Origin of the sequence: Microbacterium sp. (assembly GCF_048259935.1) — a bacterium.
Taxonomy (GTDB): Bacteria; Actinomycetota; Actinomycetes; order Actinomycetales; family Microbacteriaceae; genus Microbacterium.
In genome coordinates, this window is sequence record NZ_JBLXHF010000005.1 from 286,997 (window position 1) to 312,451 (window position 25,455).

Here is a 25,455-nt window from a genome sequence, read left to right on the forward strand (position 1 = left end):
CAGCCTACGCCAGGACCCAGCTGATGCATCGCGATGAGATGGAAAGACGGAACCGTGACCACGAGTGACCAGATCATTGTTCCGTTCGCCTCTTCTGCCGCTGCCAGCGGAGCCGAGTTCATCGAGACGCCGGTAGCGTACGACGCGCTCATCCTGGCGAGCTTCGGAGGCCCGGAGGGGCAGGACGATGTCATCCCGTTCCTGCGGAATGTGACGCGTGGGCGCGGCATCCCCGACGAACGCCTCGAAGAGGTCGCACATCACTACCGGCATTTCGGGGGCGTGAGCCCGATCAACGGGCAGAACCGCGAGTTGAAGGCAGCTCTCGAGGCAGAGATCGCGTCGCGCGGCATGGACCTGCCGGTCTACTGGGGCAACCGCAACTGGGAGCCCTACCTGCCGGACGCCTTCACCGCGGCCGCCGACGACGGACACCGCACTCTGCTCGTCTTGGCGACGAGCGCCTACAGCTCATATTCCAGCGATCGTCAGTACCGGAGGATATCGCTCGCGCGATCACCGAAGCCGGCCTCGAGGAACGCGTCACGGCCGACAAGATCAGACTGTTCTTCGACCGCCCTGGTTTCGTCACACCTTTCCAAGAGGGTGTGGATGCTGCGGTGCAGAAGTTCCTGGGCCAGGGCATCGCGGCATCCGATATTCATCTGCTCTTCTCGACGCACTCGATCCCCACCGCAGATGCCGAGCGTTCCGGTCCGCGCGATGTCGATTGGGGAGAGGGCGGCGCGTACGGTGCGCAGCACCGCGCGGTTGCCGAGCACATCATTGAGAAGCTCGGCGCCGTGACCGGCGGCGGGGCGGTACCGTGGCAGCTGGTGTTCCAGTCTCGCTCTGGCCCGCCCACCCAGCCCTGGCTCGAGCCGGACATCAACGACGTGATCGCAGAACTGCCGGCTGCCGGTGCGAAGGCTGTCGTCATCGTACCGTTGGGATTCGTCAGCGACCATATGGAGGTCCTCTGGGATCTCGACACCGAGGCGATGGAGTCGGCGCAGAACGCGGGGCTCCCTGCGGTGCGCACGCAGACCCCCGGCATCCATCCGGCCTTCGTCGCTGGCCTCATCGATCTGGTGGTCGAGCGCATCGAGGGCACGCCGGCCGTCGACCGTCCGCATGTGACCGACCTCGGTCCCTGGTACGACGTGTCGCGACCGGGGGACTGCGAGAACGTCAGGCTCGGGTTCAAGCCGGCCGCTGCCGGGATCGCGCCATGACCGACGTGCGACGCTTCTAGGATGGTGACCATGCGCATTCACATCGCCACAGATCACGCGGGGCTCGAGTTCTCCACGCAGCTCCAGAACCACCTGAGCGCTCTCGGACACGAAGTCATCGACCACGGTCCGGTCGAGTACGACGCTCTCGACGACTACCCGGCATTCTGCATCCGTGCGGCGCAGGCCGTCGTGGCCGACCAGGAGAAGGGCGTCGACACCCTCGGCATCGTCTTCGGCGGCTCAGGCAACGGTGAGCAGATCGCAGCGAACAAGGTGCAGGGCATCAGAGCAGCTCTTGTGTGGAACCTGTCCACGGCAGAGCTCGCCCGCCAGCACAACGATGCGAATGTGATCTCGATCGGTGCGCGCCAGCACACGTTCGAAGAGGTCGTCTCGTTCATCGAGCGCTTCATCGAGACGCCGTTCTCGGATGAGGAGCGGCATGTTCGCCGCATCGGTCAGATCGCCGACTTCGAGCGCGACGGAACGCTCCTTCCCGACCCCAGGGCCTGACGTGCCCGAGGGACACTCCGTACACCGGATCGCCCGTCAGTTCGATCGCAACTTCGTCGGCAAGACCCTGCACGCATCCAGCCCGCAGGGCCGCTTCGCCGAGGGCGCAGAGGTACTGAACGGCCGTGAGGCCATCAGCGTCAAGGCCGTCGGCAAGCAGATGTTCCTCGAGGCCGAAGGCGACCTCTGGCTGCGCGTGCACCTCGGCCTCTACGGGGCGTGGGATTTCGCCGGTGAGATTCTGCTGGATCAGACCATCGCTTCGGCGAACGGCCGGATGGGTCAGACCAACCAGCGCGGCACCGATCTGGATGCGCAGATCCTCGATGATGCCGGAGAGAACTCGCTGGCTTCGATCGGCGCACCGCGTCGTGCACGCGTGCACGTGCGCATGTCGGAGCAGACCAAGGGCCTTGCAGACGAGGGCGCAGAATGGCCGCCACCGATCGTGGGGCAGGTGCGCCTTCGTCTCATGACCGACATTACCGTCGCAGACCTGCGCGGACCCACGGCGTGCGTGCTGCAGACACCGGACGAGATGCTCGCCACGGTTGCCAAGCTCGGGCCTGATCCGTTGGTCGGGGATCCCGCGGAGAACGAGGAGCGCTTCGTCCGCGTCGTGCGCAAGAAGGGTACGGCGATCGCGCTGCTGCTCATGGACCAGTCGGTCGTCAGCGGCATCGGGAACGTGTACCGTGCCGAGATGCTCTACCGGGCGCGGCTCAACCCGCACACACGTGGCAAGGACGTACCGGAAGAGATCGTGCGGGAACTCTGGCGCGACTGGGCCCGTCTGTTGCCGATCGGGGTCGAGACCGGGCAGATGATGACGATGGATGATCTGTCGCCCGATGATTACCGTGCTGCGATGGCGAGTCGTGATGATCGGCACTGGGTCTATCACCGCGCGGGACTGCCGTGTCGTACCTGCGGCACCGAGATCGTCCTGGAGGAGATCGGTGCACGCAAGCTGTACTGGTGCCCGAGATGTCAGGCGTGATGACTCGGTACCGGCCTTAGGCTGAGATCATGCGCCAGAACCCGAGTTTTGCGATGACCGATATCGCCGAGTTGCGTCGCGTGATCGCGGGCAATCCGTGGGCGACGCTGGTCGGACGCGATGCCGACGGCATGACCGCATCGCACTATCCGGTCCTGCTGGATCCGGGTCGCGAGGACCTCACGGTCGTCGGCCATGTCGGACGCCCTGACGATCTCGTGCTGGGGCTCGGGCAGCCCGAACAAGAGTTGTTGATGATATTCCAGGGCCCGCACGGGTACGTCTCACCGGGGTGGTACGGCGATGTCCCTGCGGTTCCGACGTGGAACTACGTCGCCGTGCATCTCTCGGGGGTTCCCGAGATCCTTGATACTCGGGCGAATCTGAAAGTGCTCGATGATCTCGTCGAGCATTTCGAGCGCCGCTTTCCTTCGCCACGCGGGATGTGGACGCCGCCGAACGACGAGGCATTCATCTCACGGCTAGAGGCCGGGACGATCGGCTTCCGGCTGACGCCGACGCGCGTGACGGCCAAGCGCAAGCTGAGCCAGAACAAAACCGATGATGTCATCGAGAACGTCATCCTCGAGCTCTCCCAGGACGAGGCGTACCCGAATCCGGCACTTGTCACTGAGATGCAGCGCGCCCATGATGCACGGCTGGCAGCACGAGGCTCCAAGGCGCCGCGCACGTGACGTCGATCGATGAGAGTGTGGCGGCGATCCGCCAGGTGAGGATCGCCGGCCCGGGCCGTGAATATCTCATGGACGACGAGCCGGTCGACATCCATATCGATGCGGGTCGGATCGTCGATATCGCCCCTTCGGGTGCTCTGCCGGTCCGAGGCCAGGCGATCGATGCGCAAGGTGCGTGGGTCGTGCCGGGGCTGTGGGACAGCCACGTCCATACAGTCCAGTGGGCGCTGGTATCCGAGCGGGTAGCGCTCCACGATGCAACTTCCGCGCGAGAAGCAGCAGCGCTGATGGCGGCATCCGACTCTTCCGTCGACGGCCGTCGTATCGGAACCGGATTCCGTGACGCGCTCTGGAGCGATTCGCCAACGGCCCAGATTCTGGATGCTGCGACCGGCGACATTCCGACGTACCTGATCAACGCGGATGTGCACAGCGTCTGGTTGAACTCCGCTGCCCTCCGACGCGAAGGATTCGCTGCGCCGGATGGCGTGCTCCGCGAAGAGGATGCCTTCGAGATCTCGAAACGCCTGAACGCGGTGGAGCCGCTGCACAGCGACGCCGCGGTGAAGACGGCAGGACGCGCGGCGGCGGCACGCGGCGTGACGGGCATCGTCGATTTCGACATGGCCTGGAACGTTGACGCCTGGGCGAGACGGGCAGGCGCCGGCTTCCGCTCGCAGCGCGTCGAGTTCGCCGTCTACCCTGCGGATCTGGAACGGGCCATTGCAGCGGGACTGCGCACGGGGGACCCGCTCGGCGGGACAGGCGGTCTCGCGCACGTCGGACCGCTGAAGGTCATCACCGATGGATCCCTCGGCACCCGCACGGCAGCGTGCACGCATGCCTACCCCGGTGATGAGTCCGATCACGGAGTCCTGAACGTCTCGCCATCCGAACTCATTCAGCTGCTGACCCGGTCGACGGGGGCGGGTTTTGCCGCAGCGGTGCACGCGATCGGTGATCGGGCAGTGTCGTTCGCTCTGGACGCGGTGACGGTGACCGGTGCACGCGGAACGATCGAGCACGCGCAGCTCGTGCGTCATGCCGACATCGCGCGTATCGCGCGCCTGGGTCTTGCCGCGAGCATCCAGCCTCAGCACGCTCTGGATGACCGTGAACTCGTCGACGGATACTGGGCGGATCAGACCGCGCTCGGCTACCCGATGGCCGCTCTCGCGCGCGCAGGTGTCGAGCTTCGGCTGGGGTCGGATGCTCCGGTGGCACCGCTTGACCCGTGGCAGGCCATCTCGGCCGCCGTGCACCGCACAGATGGCGAGCACGCTCCTTGGCACCCCGAAGAGCGGTTGAGTGTTGACGACGCACTTTCGGCGAGCGTCCGAACCGCGGTGCGCCCGGGGGCTCGCGCAGACCTTGTCATCTGCCCGACCGACCCGCACACGGCTTCAGCTGTGCCCCTGCGTCGAATGCCTGTTCTCGCGACGCTGCTCGACGGACGCGTGACGCACCTGGCGTGACCCGCAGCCGGTGTGGGTTCACGGCTTCGGGTGCGCAGCAGGTACCGTCGTAAGGTGACATCTGCCCCAGAGACTCCCTTGCCTTCTCGCGCCCAATTGCGTCGTGAGCGGTCACCGGAGCACGCCACTGCCACACGATTCATTCCGCACGTGCAGGGACTGCGTGCAATCGCCGTCCTCTTCGTGGTTCTGTACCACTTCTGGCCGGGTCGTCTGAGCGGCGGCTACGTCGGTGTCGACATCTTCTTCGTGATCTCCGGCTTCCTGATCACCGGACACCTCGCTCGCGAGCTGTCGTCGACGGGGCGCGTGAATCTCGGTCAGTTCTGGGCCCGACGCGCACGGCGACTGCTGCCGGCATCGCTGCTCGTGCTGCTGTTCTGCGCGATCGTCTCGGCGCTGCCCTTCCTCACACCTACCTCGGCTCTGCCCGCGGAGATGCGAGAGATCATCGCAGCCACGTTCTATGTCGAGAACTGGTATCTCGCCTTCAACTCCGCTGACTATCTCGCTCTCTCGGGCGACCCGACGACCGTGCAGCACTACTGGTCGCTGTCGCTCGAAGAGCAGTTCTACGTCATCTGGCCCCTGCTCATGCTGCTTGCGGCATGGGTCGCCGTGAAGTGGTTCCGTGGATCGCGCCTGCGCGCCGCGGCCATTGCGATCGGCATCGTCTCGGTGGCCTCGTTCATCTTCTGCGTCATCTACACGATGACCGACCCTGCACCGGCATACTTCGTGACGTTCGGCCGGATGTGGCAGTTCGGCGTCGGCGCGCTCATCGCTCTGGTTCCCAGGCTGCGTGTGAGCAATGCCGCGCTGAGCTTCCTGCTCGGATGGGCGGGCATCCTGGTGCTGCTCTACACCGCGGTGTCATTCGGTCGCCAGACCATGTTCCCCGGCTACATGGCGTTGTTGCCGACGCTGGGAGCTGCGGCGATCATCGCCGCATCCAACACCGAGCGCTGGTGGTATCCGACTCGGCTTCTGTCGGTCCGTCCGATGCGCTTCACCGGTGACATCTCGTACAGCCTGTATCTCTGGCACTGGCCGCTGATCGTCATCGCTCCGTCGGTGCCGTTCTGGGGGCTCACGATCTACCATCGCGTGGCGCTGCTGTGCATCTGCTTCATCCTCGCGTGGCTGACGAAGAAGTTCGTCGAAGACCCGATGAGGGCATGGAAGCCGTTGACCTCACGTCGACCGCGGGTGACGCTGTGGGCATCGCTGGGTGCGATGATCCTGGTCGCCGCCACAGCCCTTGGAGGCTGGGCTGCGAATGCGCCGGCATACCAACAGGGTGTTCAGGCGATCCAAGACGTGCGCGACAACCCGCCGGCCTGTTTCGGAGCAGCGAGCATTCTCGATGAGGCGTGTGCGGGTCAGGCGCCCTCAACGATCCTCCCCGCCCCCGGATTCGCCGGCGCGGACAGTCCTGACGAGCCGCAGTGCTTCATTCAGCTGAACGACTCGCGCGCGGTCTCGTGCGAGTTCGGATCTGACGCTCCTGACGCTCCGCGCGTCGCCCTGGTCGGAGACAGCCACGCCTACCAGTACCTCGCGACATTCGCGACGATCGCCGATCGCGAAGGCTGGAGCCTCACGACGTACTTCAAGGGCGCGTGCCCGTGGAACACCACGCCTCTTGCCACTGCCGGATCATTCGGCGAGGCCTGCACTGACTGGCGCGAGGGCATGTCGGCTGCGCTGGCCGACAACGAGTTCGATGTCGTCTTCACCTCTGCGATCTCGAACACTCCGTACGCCTCAGCTGGATACGACTCGTCCTTCGATGCCGCAGTCGCCGGCTATCGTGACGCGTGGTCGACCATGACAGACCGAGGCATCCCCGTCATAACTGTCGTGGACAACCCGGGGTGGGAGACCGACCCGAACAAGTGCCTGCGTACGCACGATGCATCTGAGTGCTCGAGCCCGCGGGCCGAGAGATTGCCGGAGAACGATCCGATTCGGGATGCCGCCGAGGATGCTTCTGGGGTGACACTGCTCGACTTCACTGACGTGTACTGCGACGACGACACCTGCTTCCCGGTGATCGGCGGAGCGAACGCCTACCGTGATCAGGATCATCTGACGGTGACCTTCGCCAACACGCTGGCACCTCAGATCACCGAAGCGCTGAAGAACGCGATCGCCAGCGGCGTCAGCTGATTCTGCCGCACGCACGACGAAGGGCGCCGGGATGATCCCGGCGCCCTTCGTCGTGTCTGAGTGTCTTACTCGGCGATGTGCGCGAGCAGGAACCAGCGGTCCTTCTCAAGACCACGCATGATCTCGATGGCGACATCCTGGCTGGTGAGGTCGACTTCATCGAGTCCGTCGATCGCGGCCTTGGTGTCGACGAGGATAGCGTCGATGTCCGCGATCACATTGCGGATGAGATCGCGTGACTGTGCGAACCCGGCTGGTACCTCAGAGGCCGCGCCCTTCTCGGCCACAGCCTTCACCCGTGCGTCGATGGGGAGGCCGAGAGCGACGATGCGCTCCGCGGCCGAATCGGCGAAGGCGCCGGCGTTCGCGACAATTGCGTCGAAGAGTTCGTGCACACCGACGAAGTTCGCACCGCGCACGTGCCAGTGCGCCTGCTTTCCGCTGATCGTCAGTGCCTGAAGCCCCAGAACGACGGGGGAGAGGAACTGCGCGGTGGCTGCGGCAACGGTCGGGTCGCTCGCGGTGGTGGAAACGGTCTGCGATTTGCTCATTTTTCTTCCTCCAGAACGGCTTTTCGGTGCCTGTCAAATACAACGCTACTCAGCATCGAACATTCCGCAAGCAAGCTGAGGCTGGGCTTATCAGGCTAAATATCCGCGGAATCATGCGGAAGTCAGGATAGTCTCACCTCATGAGCATCTCGTCTTCTGCATCCGTTCTCGCCCTTGCAGGTAAGACTCCGAAGATCTCCGATGACGCATTCGTCGCCGATGGTGCGCGCGTCATCGGCGAAGTTGTTCTGGATTCGGGTTCGAGCGTCTGGTACAACGCGGTTCTCCGCGGCGATTCTGCGGGAATCGTGTTGGGCAAGGGCAGCAACGTACAGGACAATGTGTCGGTCCACGTCGACAGCGGGCAGAGCGTGCTCATCGGAGAGAACGTGTCGATCGGGCACAACGCGGTCGTGCACGGCTGCACGATCGGTGATGGATCACTCATCGGCATGGGGGCGGTTGTCCTCAGCGGTGCGGTGATCGGCAAGGGCTGCCTGATCGCGGGCGGCGCCGTCGTTCTCGGCGGAACCGAAATTCCCGACGGCTCACTGGTGGCAGGCGTGCCTGCGAAGGTGCGGCGTGCTCTTAGCGATCAGGAGCGCGCGGACCTCATTCGCAACGCAGAGATCTACCACGAGCATCTGAAGACGCACGAGGATGCCGTATCGCTCCGATAGAGTTGAAGGCCTACGGGGCGGTGGCCAAGCTGGTGAAGGCAGTGGGCTCATAACCCAACGATCGCGGGTTCAAGTCCCGCCCGCCCTACCGTGATCCGCTACAGCGGACGTGCCGTGATGGCCTCGTTGCCGAGGTCCTTCCGGGCGGTGCGCAAGCACTTGGTGCACAGAAGCTCGACCGTGCGCGGATGATCCTCGCCGCACGTGCAATCGATCGTGACGCGCCATTTCGCGCGGCGACCGCACGGAGCGTACGCCTCGTCATCGCCGTGGTCGCATTCGCATTCCACGGGGGAGTCTTCACTCCATCCGAGGGTCAGCTCGTTGAATCTCAGGTCCACAGGGGCATTCTGCCGCATCACATCACGTTCCCGATGTATGAGTACTTCACGAACACTTCCGCAGAGATCCCGGATTCGGCCAAGACACCCTGCACGGCGTTCATCATGTAGTTGGAGTCCCATCCCATATACAGGAAGTTCTCTTCATCCAGCGCATCCCACTGGCCCTTCCACGCCATCTCCGCGTAGATCGGTCCGCCGTGGGCGGCGCAGTAGGCCAGAGCGGCAGGGCGGTCATCTGTCCATGCCCGCCGGAAGATGCGATTGAACAGCGCGCGGATGTCCTTGACCTCCCAGTGCTCGCCGCGGTACTCGACGTAGTCGAACTCGCGATCCCAGCCCACGGGCCAGCCGCGGCGACGCACCGCATCCAGCACAGGAGTCAGCCCGTCATCGTCGATCTCGGGGAACGCAGGACGGGCCCAGATCTGCAGCAGGGATCCGGCGAGGCGCACAGTGCGCGTGGTGATCGCGGCGGTGTTCCAGCCCGGCAGCTCGGCGAGCATCCTGGTCTCGGCAACATCGCTTCGCGCGTACGCCTGCGTCTGCTTGTCGGGGAAGGGCGCGCCGAACACACGTTCGGTGAGCGGCTCCTCGAGGAGCGTGAGGTTTCCGAGCGTGGGTGCGAGCGCGCGGTGGCTGTTCTGCTCGTCCTCGGAGTACTCGCTCCATGGCCTCGTGCCGTCACCGGACCATGTTTCGCTCGGCATCAGCGGCACGATGTGCTCGATGTCGTAGTCGCGCGGGTTGCTGACATCCTCGAGCCGGCCGAGCACGTACGCCGCGTGCGGAAGCTCTACGTACTTCAGGACGGCGCCCACCCGTTCGTCAGACGGTGTGATCCGTGCGAATGCGCGCATGAGCGACTCGCGTCCCTGGGGGCGCGCACGGCACAGCCGCGCGATGAGACGTTCGATCGGGAGCCCCACCAGGGCACGTCGCAGGAACAGCGCCTGCGTCCACTCCAGAGTCTCGATGAGCTCGGTGCGTGAAATCCGGCCACGAGCGTGATCGCTGTAGGCGCTCATCGCGAGCGGATAGGCCCCACGGCCGAAAGTGTTGAGGTACTCGAGCTGTCGACGAACCTCGGCATCCTTCTCTGCCGAGGGATCGAGCAGGATGCCGTAGATCTCGGCGTAGTGGCGCCAGGTCTCCGCGTTGGACTGAAGGTGGTGCGCATCGACATTCGGGAACGACCGACGGAATGCCGCGTAGACCCCGTGCTCGCCGTCGACCGTGACCTCGCGGCCCGTCGTCATCACCAGGAAGTGGCGCCAGAATGCCCCGATCATCTCACCGGTATGGCGCTCGATCGGCAGCCAGAAGCGCGCTTCGACATCGAGCTGCTCGGCGTGCGTGAGCCCCATCAGGATGTAGTTGTGGATCAGCTCGTGGTCGCGCAGGGGCTCGCCGGTGGAGTTCAGGCTCTCGAAGATCTGCTGTGCGTTCGCCGCCGCACCCAGAGTGATCGACACGTGCTCGAGCCGCTGAAGACCGCGCCAGATCGAGGACGCCTCGTCAGCGTGCACCTGACTGCGGAAGAACGCGTAGTTGTCATCGAATCGCGATTCGCGGTCGGCAGCATCCGGATGGTCCAGCACTACCGACTCGTACAGGTGAGCCCACGCATCGTGGGGGCGCAGCTTCGTGCGCGTCGCGTCATCATCGCGCACGAGCACCCGCGCGAGCTCGGCGGCCATCGCCGGATCGCTCTCGCGCACCGCGTGGTGAAGGGCTGCGACCAGCAGCATGATCGTCGTGATGCGCTGCTGACCGTCGATGAGGATCAGATCGGTTTCGGAGGAGTCCTGGGCGGAGAGGATCGACCCGATGAAGTGCCGGTGGCTGCCGTCTTCCTCAGCGACGGCACGGATGTCGGCGAGGAGGCGCTCGCATCCGCCGATGTCCCACCGGTACTGGCGCTGATAGACAGGAACAACAATCGTGGTGCCGGGAGTCGACAGCCAATCGATCGTATTGACGGCTTTGGCGTCGACGTTCGTGGCGATTGCCATGGTGTTCGCTTCTGCTCCTCACACGTGGGCGGCACCGAAAGTTCCACCTGGTCCAAGTCTAATGGGCGAGCGATTTTCACGGCCGCGTCCCGGGGCCGGTGCAGGGCGCGCTGTTAGGCTTGCCTTATCAGGGCCTGTTAAAACGTGCTGGCCCCCGATGAAAGGATCTGGCTCAGATCATGGCATACATCAAATCTGCTGCCCTCGAGGAAAAGGGATTCGTCGTCCTCGACAGCTACAACCAGGCGCTCGACCCCAAGGAATGGCTCGACATCGAGTACAACGACTGGAAGTCGTCTGGTGACACCCGCTTCGCGCCGCTGGCCAGCGCCAAGGGAGAGATCGAGTGCAACGGCTTCTGGAACCACAAGCCGCCGCGCACCGACAAAGACGGTGTGTGGATCCCCTCGCAGACCGAGAAGGCCCCGATCCTCACGCGTCGCGCGCAAGAGCCCGGTGCGAACGTCGGCCGCTGCCGCGTCATCGAGCTGCAGCCGACTCCCTATGGCGAGTGCCTCTACAACCTCCACCAGGATGACAACAACCGTCTGAACCCGGACGGCACCGGCTGGGTCGTGCGTGGATTCTTCAACCTCACCGACGACAAGGACAGCTTCTTCGTCCTGCGCGAGAACCGCACTGACCCCGCAGGTGAGGTGCGCATTGCGCTTCCGGCCGGCGCGCAGCTCATCGTTGACACGCAGCGTCTGTGGCACGCAGCCACCCACACCGGCTCTGAGCCGCGCTACAACCTGATCACGTCGTGGACCTCTGGTCCTGAGCTCGATGCGTACATCGAGAAGTACCACGGCACCGATGACATCGCGAACTACGAAGTCCCGCAGGACGTTCTCGAAGCCGGCTATGCCGAGCAGGCGCGAAAGGATGCTGCCCGCGACGCGTACTACGCAGCCAAGGGGCAGCAGGCCAAGATCGCCATGAGCGAGGCCTGAGACTCAAAGAGATGCCCCGGCTTCGGCCGGGGCATCTCTCGTATGAATCACACGCTTGTGATTTCGGTCGAAGTCAGCGATAATCGCCGTATAACCGCATAGAAACGCCACTCTCGTGGAACAGGTCGTTGGGGAAGACGCACCTGATGAAACGGAGAGATCATGGCAACGGCTTACGCACGCGGAGTGGTGTATATCCACTCTGCACCTCGCGCGCTCTGCCCGCACCTCGAATGGGCGGTGGGACGCGCTATCGGTCGTGCAGTGAACTTCGACTGGGCCGATCAGCCCGTGCTCGAAGGGTCTCGTCGCGCCGAGTTCTATTGGGATGGTCCGGTCGGCACCGGGGCTGCTCTCGCGACGGCGATCCGCGGGTGGGAGCACCTGCGCTTCGAGGTCACTGAAGATCCGACGCCGCGCAGCGACGGTGGTCGATGGCTGCACACCCCAGATCTCGGCATCCACTACGCCCAGACGGATGCCGCAGGCAACATCGTCATCGGCGAAGACCGTATCCGCTATGCGATGGAGATCGCGGCCGGTAGTGCAATCGAGCTGCAGCGCGAACTCGATGTCGCACTCGGCTCCAGCTGGGATGAGGAGCTAGAGCCCTTCCGCCACGCCAGCGACGACTCCAGCGTCGTCTGGCTCCACAAGGTGGGTTAGCCCGAACGGCGACCACAACGAATCGGGGCGCTGGGAGGCGTCGGTATCGGACGCTGGTGATGATCCTGGCAGCTGAGAACGCGAATCCCACGCCTTGGTTACACAATATTCAGGTCGCACTCTGTGCCGCTATGACGAGCAGAAAGCGGCACAAAGTGCGACCTGGACGGGGGCGTCAGTCGTCGTAGGACGCGAACGCGACGACGGCGTTGTGGCCGCCGAACCCGAATGAGTTGCTGATCGCGAGCTGCGGTGCCTCGCCGAGAGGCTGCGCGTCGCCCGACACGAGCAGCGGGATCTCGGGATCCTGCGTCGTGATGTTGATCGTCGGGGGAGCCATGCGATCGCGGATCGCGAGCACCGTGAATATCGCCTCGAGCGCGCCGGTTCCACCGAGCAGGTGGCCAGTGGATGCTTTCGTCGCCGACACCGGGATCTCGTGAACGCGATCGCCGATGACGCTGCGCAGCGCCGTGTACTCGTTCGGGTCGCCGACCGGTGTCGACGTCGCGTGCGCATTGATGTGCGTGACGTCGTCCGGCGTGCGGCCAGCGGCATCCAGCGCGAGCTTCACGGCACGAGCGGCACCTTCGGGCGCGTTTGCCGTGATGTGGAATGCGTCGGCTGTCACGCCGCCTCCGACGAGCTCGGCGTAGATCTTCGCCCCGCGCGCTTTCGCGTGCTCCTCGGTCTCGAGGATGAGAACGGCCGCTCCTTCGCCCATGACGAAGCCGTCGCGGTCTTCGGAGTAGGGGCGAGAAGCGGTCGCAGGGTCATCGTTGCGGCGAGAGAGCGCCTGCATCGATGCGAACGAAGCAATGGTTATCGGGTGGATGGCCGATTCGGTGCCACCTGCGATCACGACGTCTGCGAGGCCGGCCTGCAGATGCTCGTAGGCGTTCACGAGGGACTCGGTGCTTGAGGCGCAAGCAGAAGCAACCGTCCGGGCGAATGCGCGGGCGGTGAAGTGAAGGGAGAGGTTGCCGGCTGCAGAGTTCGGCATGAGCATGGGAACCGTCATCGGCATGACGCGACGAGGCCCCTTCTCGCGCAGGGTGTCCCACGCATCCAGCAGCGTCCAGACGCCGCCGATCCCGGTCGCGAAGTCGACGCCGAGTCGCTCAGGATCCACATCCGGGGCACCCGCGTCTTCCCATGCCTCCATCGCGGCGATGAGTGCGAACTGCGACGAAGGGTCGAGGCGCTTGGCGACAGGACGTGCCAGCACCTCTTCTGGGCGAACGATGGCCTCGGCCGCGAAGGTGACGGGAAGCTCGAGTTCTGCGACCCATTCGTGCTCAAGGGAGCGGCCGCCGGACATCCCGGCCAGCAGATTGGTCCAGTTCTCCGGTGCCGTGCCCCCGATGGCGGAGGTGGCACCGATACCGGTGACGACGATGCGCTTGGTCATATCCTGGGGTTCCTTGCTGGGACGGGATCGGGGGAGCCGGACGACACCGACAGAGGATGCCACGCCCTGCAGATGGCAGGGGTGGCATCCGTCAGATCTGTTACTCCTGGCCTGCGACGATGAAGTTCACAGCGTCGCCGACGGTCTTGAGGTTCTTGACCTCGTCGTCGGGGATGGTGACGCCGAACTTCTCCTCGGCGTTGACGACGATCGTCATCATGGAGATCGAGTCGATGTCGAGGTCATCGGTGAAGGACTTCTCGAGTGCGACCTCGGAGCTGTCGATGCCGGTCTCGTCGGTGATGAGCTCAGCGAGGCCGGAAAGGACCTCATCGTTGGTGAAAGCCATGTGGTTTTCCTCTTTCTTGCGGGTTGTGTTCGGAACCGTTGCCCATTCTAGAGAACGGTGTGCGGAGTTCAGGGCAGGACGACGACCTGCGCGGCGAAGACAAGACCGGCGCCGAAGCCGATCTGCAGTGCCAGGCCGCCGGAGACCTCGGGGTGTTCCTCGAGCAGTCGGTGCGTTGCGAGCGGGATCGATGCGGCCGAGGTGTTGCCGGTGGTCTCGATATCGCGGGCGATGACCGTTGTCTCGGGGAGCTTCAGCTGCTTGGCGAACTCATCGATGATGCGCATGTTCGCCTGATGCGGGATGAATGCTGCGAGGTCGGATGCTTCGATACCCGCCACCTCAAGCGCCTCTCGAGCGACCTTCGCCATCTCCCACACTGCCCAGCGGAAGACCGCAGGGCCTTCCTGGCGGAGGGTCGGCCACGGCACGTCGCCGTTGCCATCGCGGTACTCGACGAGCGTGTGGTTCATGCTGACGACATCGGCCTTGGAGCCGTCAGACCCCCAGACGACGGGCGAGATCGCCGGTGTGTCGCTGGGGCCGATGAGGGCTGCTCCTGCGCCGTCGCCGAGCAGGAACGAGATGCTGCGATCGGTGGGGTCGACGACGTTCGAGAGCTTCTCCGCACCGATCACGAGCGCGTAGCGTGCAGCTCCTGCACGAATCAGCGCGTCTGCCTGAGCGATGCCGTAGGCGTACCCCGCGCAGGCGGCGTTGGAATCGTAGGCGGCAGCCGGGTTCGCACCGACTCGATCGGCGACGACAGCAGCAGCAGATGGCGTCTGGCGCATGTTGCTGATGGTGGCGACGATGACGAGATCGATCTCGGATGCCGCGATGCCGGACTTCTCGATGGCCTCAGCCCCGGCAATCGCGGCGAGGTCTACTGCGCTGGTTTCGCTATTCGCACGGGCGCGCGTGATGATTCCGGTGCGCTGGCGGATCCACTCGTCGCTGGAGTCGATCGGGCCGACGAGATCGTCGTTGGGAACCGGATTCTCACCGCGTGCCGCGCCGAAGGCGAGGATGCGGGTGTACTGCGGGCCGGTCGCCTGCTTGAGTGTTGCGGTCATCATGCGGCTCCGTTCAGCAGCGCGGCGGCTGCATCGAGATCATCTGGCGTCTTGACTGCGACGACGGGTGTTCCACGCAGTCCTCGTTTGGCAAGGCCGGCGAGAGCACCTGCGGGCGTGAGCTCGATCATGCCAGTGATGCCCGCCTCGGCGAAGGCCGACATGCACAGATCCCAGCGTACGGGTGAGGAGACCTGGTTGACGATGAGATCGAGAGCGTGCGCCCCAGAGGAGACGACGGAACCGTCGTGGTTGGTCCAGAGGGTGAGATTCGGGTCGTTCGGTGCGAGATCCGCCACGGCGGCGCGCAGCGCGTCGACGGCGGGTGCCATGTAGGAGGTGTGGAACGCACCAGCAACCTGCAGAGGGATGACGCGCGTGCCGCGCAGCGGCGTCTCGGCGAGCGAAGCCAGTGCGGGCAGAGCGCCTGCGGCGACGATCTGGCCGCCACCGTTGTAGTTGGCCGGCGTCAGATCGAGTTCTGCAAGCCGGTCGAGGACTGCCTGCTCGTCTCCGCCGATGACCGCGCTCATGCCGGTGGGGGCCTGCGCTGCCGCATCCGCCATTGCTCGCCCGCGGATGCCGACCAGGCGCATCGTCTGCTCCGCCGAGATCACTCCAGCTCCGACGACCGCCGCCAGCTCGCCCACGGAGTGGCCGGCGACGCCATCGGGGCGCCGACCTGCACGCTCGGTGAGCGCGTGCGCCGCGATCAACGACGCGGCCACGATGAGGGGCTGGGCGATGCGCGTGTCGCGGATCGTGTCAGCATCTGACTCAGTGCCGTGCGCGATGAGATCTACCTCGGCGGCTTCGGAATACCGACCGAGGCGGTCAGCCACGCCGTCGAGTTCGAGCCAGGGGGCGAGGAAGCCGGGGGTCTGTGAGCCCTGTCCCGGGCAAGCGACGACAATCACCCGTCTAGTCTGCCAACGATCATCGCGGAACGGTGGATGTACCCTCACAAGATTCGCGAGATCGTTTGTGCGTGGCGCACAGTTCGGCGTTATCGCTGGCGGCGAGTGGCCGTTCGACGGCGCCCTGGTTCTGCCGTGCCGACGGATCCAAGGATCAGAGCGGTCTGCAGGATCAGCGCTTCGCGAGGACCGGTGGCATCCCAGCCGATGACTTCGCTGACGCGCTTCAGGCGGTATCGAACGGTGTTGGGGTGCACGAAGAGCTCACGTGCGGTCGCTTCAAGGGAGCGTCCGTTGTCGAGATAGCTCCACAGCGTCGTGACCAAGTCGGTGGAGTGCGCGTGCAGAGGCCGATAGATGCGATCGATCAGCGTCTGCTTCGCCAGCGGGTCGCCCGCGAGTGCGCGTTCTGGCAGCAGGTCGTCGGCCTCGACAGGGCGAGGTGCGGTGCGCCAGGCGCGTGCGACGGCGAATCCTGCCAATGCGGCGCGTGCGCTCTGTCCGGCATCTACCAGCGCGGTGACGGGAGGGCCGAGGACCACGTAGCCGGGGCCGAAGAACGGCTCGAGCCGCGTGGCGATCTCATCAAAAGCGAGGTCGTCGCCCTCTTCTTCGCGGCCGGGCATCTGAGCGCGGCCGAGAACGAGGACCAGCCGTGAACCCTGTACGCCGATGAGTACGTCGACGGCGAGCTTGCGGGCGGTACGGCGAACATGATCGACGTCGAACTGCGGCGGCGTCGTTCCGACGAGCACGCACACCTCGCCGTGGCCGTGCCAGCCGAGTGCCGCGATACGACTGGGGAGCTCCTCGTCGGCTTCGCCGGTGAGGATGGAATCCACCACGAGCGCTTCGAGCCTGGCATCCCACAGCCCGCGTGCCTCGGCGGCGCGAGCGTAGACGTCTGCCGCGGCGAACGCGACATCACGGGAGTACAGCAGGATCGCCTCGCGCAGCATCTCGCCCTTGCCGGCGATGCGCTCTTCGGTGATCTCGACCGTGACGCGGATGAGCTGAAGCGTCTGGGTGAGACTCACACTGCGCAGAAGCTCCCGGGGCGCGGCAGCGAAGATATCGGCGGCGATCCACGGGGTGGAATTCGGATCGTCGAACCACTGGATGAACGAAGTGATGCCAGCCTGGGCCACCAGCCCCACCGCAGAACGGCGGGCTGGTGGCATGTCGGCGTACCAGGGGAGTGTGTCTTCGAGGCGCTGGATCGTCGCGGTTGCGAGGTCACCGGAGATCCGACGCAGCCAGGCGAGCGTCGACGCCTTATCCATGGCGGCGGGAGACGATGCGGTCACACGCGGCTCAGCTGTCGCCGCCGGCGCTTCCGCTGGCACCTGCGTTGACGTTGTGCAGGTCGTACTTCGCGATCGCCTGCGCGATCACGGAGCGGTCGACCTTGCCCTGGTCAGCGAGGCCCTGGAGCGCACGAACCACCATCGACGGACCGTCGATCTTGAAGAAGCGACGTGCTGCGGCACGAGTGTCGGCGAACCCGAATCCGTCGGCACCGAGCGTGTAGTAATCGCCCGGAACCCACTGGCGGATCTGGTCCTGTACCGCGTGCATGAAGTCGCTCGTGGCGATGAACGGACCGGTGGCGCCCTGCAGCTTCTGCGTCAGGTACGGCACCTTGGGCTCTTCTTCAGGGTGCAGGAAGTTGTGCTCATCGGCGGCGAGGCCGTCGCGACGCAGTTCGTTCCAGCTGGTGACCGACCAGACATCCGAAGTGATGCCCCAGTCGTTCGCAAGCAGCTCCTGTGCCTCGATCGCCCACGGCACACCGACACCGGATGCGAGCAACTGGACGCGGTCTCCGTCACCGGTGCCCTCGGAAACGCGGTGCAGACCCTTGAGGATGCCCTCGACGTCGACGTTCTCCGGCTCAGCGGGCTGCTTGAGCGGCTCGTTGTAGACGGTGAGGTAGTACATGACGTCGGGGTCCGGGTGCGTACCGCCGTACATACGGTCGATACCGGCCTGCACGATGTGCGCGACCTCGTAGCCGTAGGCCGGGTCGTAGCTGATCGTAGCGGGGTTGGTCGAAGCGAGCAGCGGCGAGTGGCCGTCTGCGTGCTGTGTGCCCTCGCCGGCCAGCGTCGTGCGTCCAGCGGTCGCACCGATCACGAATCCGCGGACCATCTGGTCTCCGGCGGCCCAGAAGGCATCGCCGGTGCGCTGGTAGCCGAACATCGAGTAGAAGATGTAGATCGGGATCAGCGGCTCGCCGTGCGTCGAGTACGAGCTGCCCGTTGCGGTGAGCGCCGCGGTAGCGCCGGCCTCGTTGATGCCGACGTGCATGATCTGACCCTGCGGGCTCTCCTTATAAGCGAGGAGAAGCTCACGGTCGACCGCGGTGTAGTTCTGGCCGTTCGGGTTGTAGATCTTGGCGGTCGGGAAGTACGCGTCGATCCCGAACGTGCGCGCCTCATCCGGGATGATCGGCACGATGCGCTCACCGAAGCCCTTGACCCGCATGAGGTCTTTGAGCATGCGGACGAACGCCATTGTCGTGGCGACTTCCTGGTTGCCGGAGCCCTTCTTCGGGAAGGCGTAGTCCTTGTCCTCTGGGAGGTTGAGAGACACGTGAGTGGTACGGCGCTCGGGGAGGAAACCACCGAGGTCGCGGCGGCGGTCCAGCATGTACTGGATCGTCTCGTCCTGTGCGCCCGGGTGGTAGTACGGCGGACGGTACGGGTCAGCCTCGAGCTGCGCATCCGTGATCGGGATCTGCATCGTGTCGCGGAACAGCTTGAGGTCGTCAAGCGTCATCTTCTTCATCTGGTGGGTCGCGTTGCGGCCCTCGAAGTGCGGTCCGAGACCGTAGCCCTTGACGGTCTTGGCGAGGATGACGGTCGGCTGGCCCTTGTGCTCCATGGCCGCCTTGTAGGCCGCGTACACCTTGCGGTAGTCGTGGCCGCCGCGACGGAGCTTCCAGATCTGGTCGTCGGTGTAGTCCTTGACCAGACTCGCTGCACGCTCGTCACGACCGAAGAAGTTCTCGCGCACGAAGGCGCCACTCTCGGCCTTGTAGGTCTGGTAGTCGCCATCGGGGGTGACGTTCATGAGGTTCAGCAGAGCGCCCTCAGAGTCACGTGCGAGCAGGTCGTCCCACTCACGGCCCCAGACGACCTTGATGACGTTCCAGCCCGCGCCGCGGAAGTACGACTCGAGTTCCTGAATGATCTTGCCGTTACCGCGCACAGGCCCGTCGAGGCGCTGCAGGTTGCAGTTGATCACGAAGGTGAGGTTGTCGAGGCCCTCGTTGGCTGCGACCTGCAGCTGTCCGCGGGACTCGACCTCGTCCATTTCGCCATCGCCGAGGAACGCCCAGACGTGCGAGTCGGCGACGTCCTTGATGCCGCGGTTGGCGAGGTACTTGTTCGTCATCGCCTGATAGATGGCGTTGATCGGGCCGAGACCCATCGACACGGTCGGGAACTGCCAGAAGTCCGACATCATACGCGGGTGCGGGTACGAGGGGATGCCGTTCGGCGCTCCGGACTTCTCCTGACGGAATGCGTCGAGTTGGTCTTCGCTCAAGCGACCTTCGAGGAATGCGCGAGCGTACATTCCGGGGGAGGCGTGGCCCTGGTAGAAGATCTGGTCGCCACCGGAGGTGTGATCCTGGCCGCGGAAGAAGTGGTTGTGGCCGACCTCGTACAGCGATGCTGCCGAGGCATAGGTGGAGATGTGACCGCCGACACCGATACCGGGGCGCTGTGCGCGGTGCACCGTGATGGCTGCGTTCCAGCGGATCCAGTGGCGGTAGCGGCGCTCGAGCTCTTCATCGCCCGGGAACGCTGCCTCGTTCTCTGCAGCGATCGTGTTGATGTAGTCGGTGGTCGGAACCATCGGCACGTTCAGATGCAGCTCTTTGGAGCGCTTGAGCATGCTGAGCATGATCTCGCGGCCACGGCCGGGGCCCTTGACATCGACGAGCTCGTCGAGCGACTGCTGCCATTCGCCTGTCTCGTCCGGATCACTGTCAAGGGGGCCCTGGGAGTACGGATCCTGGTCGTGAACGGTCACGTGGAGCCTTTCGTCATGCTGGCAGGTCATGCCAAGGAAACGGGAAGCGACGCGGGAAGCCTTGTCGGCTTTGCACAACGCGCGCCGTATTCAGCCTAGCCGTCTTCGGCGGTTACGTCGCGCATCTGCGAGGCCGTTAGAATAGTTCCACCAGGGCCTTTAGCTCAGCTGGTAGAGCGCCACGTTTACACCGTGGATGTCGTCGGTTCGATCCCGGCAGGGCCCACCTAGAGAACAGTGGGATATCGCACCTCCGTGATACTTCGGGAACTTCTCGCGGCCCCCCTGCGGCCCCCGGGCTCGCTGTGGACTTCGTTACCCAACGCGGGCCTTCGCAAATTGGGGTTGCACCGCAGTCGCCACCTTTGTTTCGTAGACTCTTGCGTTCGAGAGTCATGCGGTGAGCCTACGTTCGGCACGCAATCGACTTGCAGAGCTCACGCCCTGGATTACAGACGACCGAGCAGACCCACGAACTCGTCGGCCATGGCGAGCTGTTCGGTGAGCTTCTCGCGTCGAAGTGCGGCAGCCTCGCGGATGTCATCGAGTCGGGCGCGAAGCAGAGCATCGTCAGGGGTGACTGCGAGTGCGTCGACGACGTCCAGCAGCTCGCGCATCTCATCAAGGGTGTACCCAAGGGGCTTCATCCGTCGGATGAGCAACAGCCGCTCAACATCTTTCTCGGTGTAGAGCCGAAAGTTGCCTTCGGAGCGCGCGGACGGCGTCACGAGCCCTGCATCTTCCCAGTGCCGGAGAGTGCGCAGCGACAGGGACGTGCGCTCGGTAACCTCTCCGATGCGCATGGTTTCCTCGATGGCCACAGGCCAGCCTCCTGTCGATTTCTTCGCAACACTCACGTTACGTTAGAGTCGGGATCGGCGCGGCTCTCGCGCTCGAACTCCTTATCTTCTCGCGTCGGCCTGACCGGCGCCTGCGCGCCGCTGCGCGCCCCCACTCGTTATCCCCGCTCTCACGAGAGAGCCCAACATTGGAGGGCACATGACTGCCGTCACCCCCACACGCGATGCCGCGTCTCGCTACCGCATCGAACCCACCGTCATGCAGGCGCTGCGCAACCCCCGCCTGCTCACCCGCGAAGTTCTCGCCGGGCTCGTCGTCGCCCTCGCACTGATCCCGGAAGCGATCGCGTTCTCAATCATCGCCGGGGTCGACCCCCGCGTCGGCTTGTTCTCGTCCTTCGTCATGGCGGTCGCGATCGCGTTCCTCGGCGGTCGCCCGGCGATGATTACCGCCGCGACCGGCGCGATTGCGCTCGTCATCGCCCCCGTCGCCCGCGAGTACGGCATGGACTACTTCATCGCCACCGTCCTGCTCGGTGGTGTCATCCAGGTCATCCTCGCTCTGCTCGGTGTGGCCAAGCTCATGCGCTTCATCCCCCGCTCGGTGATGGTCGGATTCGTGAACGCGCTCGCAATCCTCATCTTCACCTCACAGTTCCCGCAGCTCATCGGTGTCCCGTGGCTCGTGTACCCGCTCGTCGCCGTCGGGCTGCTGGTCATGTACCTCATGCCGCGACTGACAAAGGTGATCCCCGCGCCCCTGGTCGCAATCGTTCTACTCACCGCCGCCGTCGTTGTATTTGCTTGGAATGTCCCGAACGTGGGCGACCAAGGCGAACTGCCGCGGAGCTTGCCTGAGCTGTTCATTCCGAACGTGCCCCTCACACTCGAGACGCTCCAGATCATCGCGCCCTACGCGCTCGCGATGGCCGTCGTCGGACTAATCGAATCCCTGATGACCGCGAAACTCGTTGACGACATCACCGACACCCACTCACGCAAGACCCGCGAAGCACTCGGACAGGGCGCCGCCAACGTCCTCTCTGGAGCATTCGGAGGCATGGGCGGGTGTGCGATGATCGGTCAGACGATGATCAACGTCAAGGCCTCCGGTGCGCGCACCCGCATCTCGACCTTCCTTGCGGGCGTGTTCCTGCTCGTGCTGATCCTCGCTCTCGGAGACGTCGTCGCAATCATCCCAATGGCTGCGCTTGTTGCGGTGATGATCCTGGTTTCGATCGCCACGTTTGACTGGCACAGTGTTCGCTTCAGCACTCTCAAGCGGATGCCTAAGAGCGAGACAGCCGTCATGCTCATCACCGTCATCGCCACCGTCTGGACCCATAACCTCGCCGTGGGAGTCATTCTCGGGGTCGTCGCCGCGATGATCATGTTCGCCCGTCGCGTTGCCCACTTCGTCACCGTCACCCGAACCATCGACGACACTGCCACGACAGCGCACTACGTCGTCAACGGCGAACTGTTCTTCGCATCCAGCAACGACCTGACTACCCAGTTCGAATACGGGGACGACCCCGACACCGTGGTGATCGACATGACCCGATCTCACGTCTGGGACGCCTCCACCGTTGCCGCGCTCGACGCGATCGTCACCAAATACGACAACCGCGGCAAGACCGTCACCATCGTTGGCCTTAACGACACCGCCGCTGCCCTTCACGGTCGACTGACCGGAAACCTGGGCGCCGGTCACTGACCGGACGAATAACCGATCGAAGGGGCGATCCGCGCGGTCGTTCCTCCGTCGGTGCTCCGTGGGCTGCTCGTATGCACGCCCCGATGACGACCCCTCTGACGCAGCTTGGTGCGCGTTGCCGACGCCACTTTGCGGAAGACGGGCTCCCTCAAAAACGATGGCTGGGTGAGAGTGCTCTCAGAACCTCGATCAGGCGCATATCGATCTCTCAAAAGTATCTTGCAAAACCTCTTGATTTGAGAGCCGAGTATTGAGAGACTGGGTCCATGGCAATCATCGGGTACACGCGAGTCAGCACCAAGGATCAGGACACCGCCTTGCAGGATGCGGCGATGGCCGAGGCGAAGGTGGATCGGCTCTACACCGACCGCGGCGTGAGCGGCACGCTGGCGTCGCGTCCGGAACTGGACAAGGCTCTCGACCGGCTCGAACGCGGCGACACCTTCGTCGTCTGGAAGCTCGACCGCCTGGGGCGCAACACGAAGAACGTGCTGGAGGTCATCGAGGATCTGATCGACCGTGGCGTCACGTTCAAAAGCCTCACAGAGCAGATCGATCTCAGCGCCGGACCCATGGGCAAGGCGATGCTGACGATCCTCGCAGCCTTCGCGGAGCTGGAGCGCGCCACCATGATCGAGCGCACGCGCGCCGGTCTCGACGCAGCGAAGGCGCAGGGTCGCGTGGGGGGGCGCCCCTCGAAGGTGGATGCCAAGAAGCTGACGACGATCAAGAAGCTCCTGGCCTCTGGCGAGCACAGCCGCGCCGAGATAGCGAGCATGACCGGCATCTCGCAGGCGACGCTCTATCGAGTGATCTCGACGCTCTAGAACCCGGGAGCGGCCTGCTACGGCGAGCCTGGGCAGCACGAGAATAGGGCACCGACAAGCTGAGGGCGTGACTCGCCCAGCGATTTATGACGCCCGTGACAGGACAGATTACGACCCGCAGCGAAACGGAGAGAGCACCTTCGAGTTCTTCAACCGTGTGGCTGGGGCGTACTGGGAGCAGAGCCGGGCGTTACATCAGGCGTGGGCAGAGAACGTCGGAGATCCGAACTACGCAGATGTGCGCGCCGCCCTTCGGTCGGACAACGCGCAAGCCCGCAGCGCCTTTCTGGAACTCTTCCTTCATCAGTCGTTGCTTGGCGGGGGGTATCGAGTGCTCATCCATCCAGAAGTGCCTCGCTCTTCGCATCGACCCGATTTCTTGGTGCAGAGCGACGCGGGCGCTTTCTACGTTGAGGCGATTGTGCCCGGCACTTCCAAAGCCCAACAGGCACGGGCGTCGCGTGAGGCTGACCTTCTCGCCGCGCTCGACCAAGTTGGCGACCCCAACTTCCTGCTTGTGACAGTGGACATCCAGCAAAGCCTGCACAGTGCGCCGGGCGCGAACTTTCGGCAGCAGATTCGGGACTGGCTCGCCACGCTCGACCCGGATCAAGTAGACCTGGCCGGTCTGCCGACTCTCACCCTGGTTCGCGGCGATTGGAGCGTGACGATCGAGGCTTGGCCCCGTCGGGAGCGTAGTCGTGGCGAGAAAACGCGCTCCATCGGCATGTACGCGCATGCCCCGGCCGAGTTCATCGACGACGGACGGAAGCTTGTTGCCGCCCTCAAGTCGAAGGCAAGCAGATATGGCGATCTTGACGCGCCGTTCGTGATCGCGGTTGGGATGTACACGTTCGATGAGGACGATGAAGATCTGCACAATGCCTTGTATGGGTCCACCGCCTGGGTGGTGGACGAACCAGGACCTGACGGAAGGTCAGAGACACGAGGAATCCGGAACCACGACGGCTACTTCGGCTCTCCAGCAGGATGGCGAAATCGGCGAGTATCGGGGGTGCTGGTCGTCGACCAGTTGTCGTTGCATGACCCCACCAGGGCGCGTGTGACGCTCTGGCCCCACCCTGACCCGCTGCATCCTCTTCCCCCGGAATCGCTCTTTCCTGGGACGGTTAGAGAGTGGGACGGCGAGAAGGTGGCTAAGCGCGCGGGGCGGGATGTCCGGACTCTTCTCGGGCTCCCGGAATCATGGCCCGAGGGCGATCCTTGGAAGTGGTCCGCTGAGCGTACTTGCTCGGTGGATTGATCGCTGCGAGTTGGTCTCCGGCTGCTCGAGTCGGGAAGGATGCCGTCCGCATCTCTTTGAAGCAGAAACTCTGGCGTGAAGTCATCGCATATAAGGATTATCCTCCGATCGGGCTCAGGGTCTACGGAGGGTATTGTTCCGACTCTTAGTCCAGAACAGATCGACCAATACCGGTTCGCACCACGCCTGGGATGACGGCGGTGGGGCAGGCGCTATTGTATAAATCTCCGTTGAGGATGGTGGTGTGCGCGCTTTACTGACGGAACCCTTGCGTTACTCGTCGAGGCTGGAGCGAAGTTGCGATTCCGCTCGGCTCTCGCTCCATGACCCTCAGGCCGAGACAAGGGGTGAATAGTCGATAGTCGCTTTCTCTCCCTGTCTTATCTCGCTCACGGTACGCTAACGCTTTTACTTGTGCTGTGAGAATTTGAGATGAGACCGGTTTGGCCGCGTAGTTCTGTGAAATCCAATCCTGAAACAGGGTTTCAGTCCTGAGACGCGGCAGCGGGAGATTGTGGGACATAGACACGCTCGCGGACAGGCTGAACCTGAGAGTTTGCCTATTGTATCTATGCGCAGACCGTCGTAGGAATCAGCGTTTTCAAAGGATTACGCCAAGAGCTTGTCAAGTTGTGTGTGTAAGCGGGCGATGTCTCGGGGGTTAGAGGTAGCGCTCGATGCGCTCGGGATAGACGAGGGAGAGTTGCTCGAGAGCTTTCATCCAGTTCGTGACAACTTGGCCTTCGACCAGGCG

21 protein-coding genes, 2 tRNA genes and 1 pseudogene are annotated in these 25,455 nt (G+C 64.2%); 14 read left to right on the forward strand and 10 right to left on the reverse strand.

Going from position 1 to position 25,455, the window contains the following annotated elements; all coding sequences use genetic code 11:
• The first annotated feature begins 33 nt into the window (after positions 1–33).
• From ACN0RC_RS11055 to ACN0RC_RS11080, 6 genes and pseudogenes are all read left to right on the forward strand, one after another.
• A pseudogene (locus ACN0RC_RS11055) lies at positions 34–1,235 on the forward strand (ferrochelatase).
• Positions 1,236–1,265: 30 nt separating this feature from the next.
• A complete protein-coding gene (locus ACN0RC_RS11060) occupies positions 1,266–1,751 on the forward strand; it encodes a ribose-5-phosphate isomerase (RefSeq protein ID WP_417511642.1) in 486 nt (161 codons plus the stop codon).
• A gap of 1 nt (position 1,752) precedes the next feature.
• On the forward strand, positions 1,753–2,751 hold the full coding sequence (locus ACN0RC_RS11065) for an Fpg/Nei family DNA glycosylase (protein ID WP_417511644.1): 999 nt from the start codon (positions 1,753–1,755) through the stop codon (positions 2,749–2,751).
• A gap of 29 nt (positions 2,752–2,780) precedes the next feature.
• Positions 2,781–3,446 (forward strand): FMN-binding negative transcriptional regulator, encoded by a 666-nt coding sequence (locus ACN0RC_RS11070; RefSeq protein WP_417511646.1) that lies wholly within the window; start codon positions 2,781–2,783, stop codon positions 3,444–3,446.
• The gene (locus tag ACN0RC_RS11075; protein ID WP_417511648.1) at positions 3,443–4,921 is read left to right on the forward strand and encodes an amidohydrolase; all 1,479 of its coding nucleotides are present in this window, start codon (positions 3,443–3,445) and stop codon (positions 4,919–4,921) included. Before ACN0RC_RS11070 ends, ACN0RC_RS11075 begins: the two co-directional genes overlap by 4 nt.
• A gap of 54 nt (positions 4,922–4,975) precedes the next feature.
• Positions 4,976–7,093: an acyltransferase family protein gene (locus tag ACN0RC_RS11080; RefSeq protein ID WP_417511650.1), complete on the forward strand. Its 2,118-nt coding sequence runs from the start codon at positions 4,976–4,978 to the stop codon at positions 7,091–7,093.
• A gap of 65 nt (positions 7,094–7,158) precedes the next feature.
• Here the strand turns inward: ACN0RC_RS11080 and ACN0RC_RS11085 are convergent, their stop codons facing one another.
• A complete protein-coding gene (locus tag ACN0RC_RS11085) occupies positions 7,159–7,644 on the reverse strand; it encodes a Dps family protein (protein ID WP_417511652.1) in 486 nt (161 codons plus the stop codon).
• A 140-nt stretch (positions 7,645–7,784) separates the two neighbouring features.
• Between ACN0RC_RS11085 and ACN0RC_RS11090 the strand changes: the two genes are divergently transcribed.
• Together ACN0RC_RS11090 and ACN0RC_RS11095 are read left to right on the forward strand one after the other, a co-directional pair.
• Positions 7,785–8,324 carry a gamma carbonic anhydrase family protein gene (locus ACN0RC_RS11090; protein WP_417511654.1) on the forward strand — a complete coding sequence of 180 codons (540 nt, stop codon included), beginning with the start codon at positions 7,785–7,787 and terminating at the stop codon, positions 8,322–8,324.
• Between the two features lie 14 nt (positions 8,325–8,338).
• Positions 8,339–8,412 (forward strand) — tRNA-Ile (locus ACN0RC_RS11095).
• A gap of 10 nt (positions 8,413–8,422) precedes the next feature.
• On the opposite strand, the gene ACN0RC_RS11100 is transcribed toward ACN0RC_RS11095, so the two are convergent.
• On the reverse strand, positions 8,423–8,665 hold the full coding sequence (locus tag ACN0RC_RS11100; RefSeq protein ID WP_417511655.1) for a hypothetical protein: 243 nt from the start codon (positions 8,663–8,665) through the stop codon (positions 8,423–8,425).
• A gap of 17 nt (positions 8,666–8,682) precedes the next feature.
• On the reverse strand, positions 8,683–10,680 hold the full coding sequence (locus ACN0RC_RS11105; protein WP_417511657.1) for a DUF262 domain-containing protein: 1,998 nt from the start codon (positions 10,678–10,680) through the stop codon (positions 8,683–8,685).
• A 179-nt stretch (positions 10,681–10,859) separates the two neighbouring features.
• Between ACN0RC_RS11105 and ACN0RC_RS11110 the strand changes: the two genes are divergently transcribed.
• Entirely contained in the window at positions 10,860–11,633 is a 774-nt protein-coding gene (locus ACN0RC_RS11110; protein WP_417511659.1) for a hypothetical protein, read from the forward strand.
• Positions 11,634–11,795: 162 nt separating this feature from the next.
• Positions 11,796–12,299, forward strand: coding sequence for a DUF3145 domain-containing protein (locus ACN0RC_RS11115; protein WP_417511661.1), 504 nt, complete (start codon positions 11,796–11,798; stop codon positions 12,297–12,299).
• Between the two features lie 175 nt (positions 12,300–12,474).
• Here the strand turns inward: ACN0RC_RS11115 and ACN0RC_RS11120 are convergent, their stop codons facing one another.
• The 6 genes from ACN0RC_RS11120 to aceE all read right to left on the reverse strand — a co-directional run bounded on the left by ACN0RC_RS11120 (position 12,475) and on the right by aceE (position 20,093).
• Positions 12,475–13,710 carry a beta-ketoacyl-[acyl-carrier-protein] synthase family protein gene (locus ACN0RC_RS11120; RefSeq protein WP_417511663.1) on the reverse strand — a complete coding sequence of 412 codons (1,236 nt, stop codon included), beginning with the start codon at positions 13,708–13,710 and terminating at the stop codon, positions 12,475–12,477.
• Positions 13,711–13,810: 100 nt separating this feature from the next.
• Complete coding sequence (locus ACN0RC_RS11125) at positions 13,811–14,059, reverse strand: acyl carrier protein (RefSeq protein WP_417511664.1); 249 nt, start codon at positions 14,057–14,059, stop codon at positions 13,811–13,813.
• A gap of 68 nt (positions 14,060–14,127) precedes the next feature.
• On the reverse strand, positions 14,128–15,135 hold the full coding sequence (locus ACN0RC_RS11130; protein WP_417511710.1) for a beta-ketoacyl-ACP synthase III: 1,008 nt from the start codon (positions 15,133–15,135) through the stop codon (positions 14,128–14,130).
• Positions 15,135–16,052 (reverse strand): ACP S-malonyltransferase, encoded by a 918-nt coding sequence (locus tag ACN0RC_RS11135; RefSeq protein ID WP_417511666.1) that lies wholly within the window; start codon positions 16,050–16,052, stop codon positions 15,135–15,137. Before ACN0RC_RS11135 ends, ACN0RC_RS11130 begins: the two co-directional genes overlap by 1 nt.
• An 89-nt stretch (positions 16,053–16,141) precedes the next feature.
• On the reverse strand, positions 16,142–17,335 hold the full coding sequence (locus ACN0RC_RS11140) for a PucR family transcriptional regulator (RefSeq protein ID WP_417511712.1): 1,194 nt from the start codon (positions 17,333–17,335) through the stop codon (positions 16,142–16,144).
• Between the two features lie 31 nt (positions 17,336–17,366).
• On the reverse strand, positions 17,367–20,093 hold the full coding sequence (gene aceE / locus ACN0RC_RS11145; protein WP_417511668.1) for a pyruvate dehydrogenase (acetyl-transferring), homodimeric type: 2,727 nt from the start codon (positions 20,091–20,093) through the stop codon (positions 17,367–17,369).
• 153 nt (positions 20,094–20,246) lie between these two features.
• On the opposite strand from aceE, the gene ACN0RC_RS11150 reads away from it, so the two are divergent.
• Positions 20,247–20,319 (forward strand) — tRNA-Val (locus ACN0RC_RS11150).
• Positions 20,320–20,542: 223 nt separating this feature from the next.
• On the opposite strand, the gene ACN0RC_RS11155 is transcribed toward ACN0RC_RS11150, so the two are convergent.
• Positions 20,543–20,896, reverse strand: coding sequence for a MerR family transcriptional regulator (locus ACN0RC_RS11155; protein WP_417511714.1), 354 nt, complete (start codon positions 20,894–20,896; stop codon positions 20,543–20,545).
• Between the two features lie 196 nt (positions 20,897–21,092).
• Between ACN0RC_RS11155 and ACN0RC_RS11160 the strand changes: the two genes are divergently transcribed.
• From ACN0RC_RS11160 to ACN0RC_RS11170, 3 genes are all read left to right on the forward strand, one after another.
• Complete coding sequence (locus ACN0RC_RS11160; RefSeq protein ID WP_417511669.1) at positions 21,093–22,610, forward strand: SulP family inorganic anion transporter; 1,518 nt, start codon at positions 21,093–21,095, stop codon at positions 22,608–22,610.
• A gap of 266 nt (positions 22,611–22,876) precedes the next feature.
• Entirely contained in the window at positions 22,877–23,437 is a 561-nt protein-coding gene (locus ACN0RC_RS11165; RefSeq protein ID WP_417511671.1) for a recombinase family protein, read from the forward strand.
• A gap of 238 nt (positions 23,438–23,675) precedes the next feature.
• Entirely contained in the window at positions 23,676–24,701 is a 1,026-nt protein-coding gene (locus ACN0RC_RS11170) for a hypothetical protein (RefSeq protein WP_417511673.1), read from the forward strand.
• Positions 24,702–25,455: the final 754 nt, after the last annotated feature.

Coding starts and splice junctions, on each gene's coding strand:
- ACN0RC_RS11070 (WP_417511646.1), top strand. CDS start 2,781: ATGCGCCAGAACCCGAGTTTTGCGATGACCGATATCGCCGAGTTGCGT.
- ACN0RC_RS11130 (WP_417511710.1), bottom strand. CDS start 15,135: ATGACCGCAACACTCAAGCAGGCGACCGGCCCGCAGTACACCCGCATC.
- ACN0RC_RS11110 (WP_417511659.1), top strand. CDS start 10,860: ATGGCATACATCAAATCTGCTGCCCTCGAGGAAAAGGGATTCGTCGTC.
- ACN0RC_RS11105 (WP_417511657.1), bottom strand. CDS start 10,680: ATGGCAATCGCCACGAACGTCGACGCCAAAGCCGTCAATACGATCGAT.
- ACN0RC_RS11155 (WP_417511714.1), bottom strand. CDS start 20,896: ATGCGCATCGGAGAGGTTACCGAGCGCACGTCCCTGTCGCTGCGCACT.
- ACN0RC_RS11120 (WP_417511663.1), bottom strand. CDS start 13,710: ATGACCAAGCGCATCGTCGTCACCGGTATCGGTGCCACCTCCGCCATC.
- ACN0RC_RS11060 (WP_417511642.1), top strand. CDS start 1,266: ATGCGCATTCACATCGCCACAGATCACGCGGGGCTCGAGTTCTCCACG.
- ACN0RC_RS11090 (WP_417511654.1), top strand. CDS start 7,785: ATGAGCATCTCGTCTTCTGCATCCGTTCTCGCCCTTGCAGGTAAGACT.
- ACN0RC_RS11125 (WP_417511664.1), bottom strand. CDS start 14,059: ATGGCTTTCACCAACGATGAGGTCCTTTCCGGCCTCGCTGAGCTCATC.
- ACN0RC_RS11165 (WP_417511671.1), top strand. CDS start 22,877: ATGGCAATCATCGGGTACACGCGAGTCAGCACCAAGGATCAGGACACC.
- ACN0RC_RS11085 (WP_417511652.1), bottom strand. CDS start 7,644: ATGAGCAAATCGCAGACCGTTTCCACCACCGCGAGCGACCCGACCGTT.
- ACN0RC_RS11140 (WP_417511712.1), bottom strand. CDS start 17,335: ATGGATAAGGCGTCGACGCTCGCCTGGCTGCGTCGGATCTCCGGTGAC.
- ACN0RC_RS11160 (WP_417511669.1), top strand. CDS start 21,093: ATGACTGCCGTCACCCCCACACGCGATGCCGCGTCTCGCTACCGCATC.
- ACN0RC_RS11115 (WP_417511661.1), top strand. CDS start 11,796: ATGGCAACGGCTTACGCACGCGGAGTGGTGTATATCCACTCTGCACCT.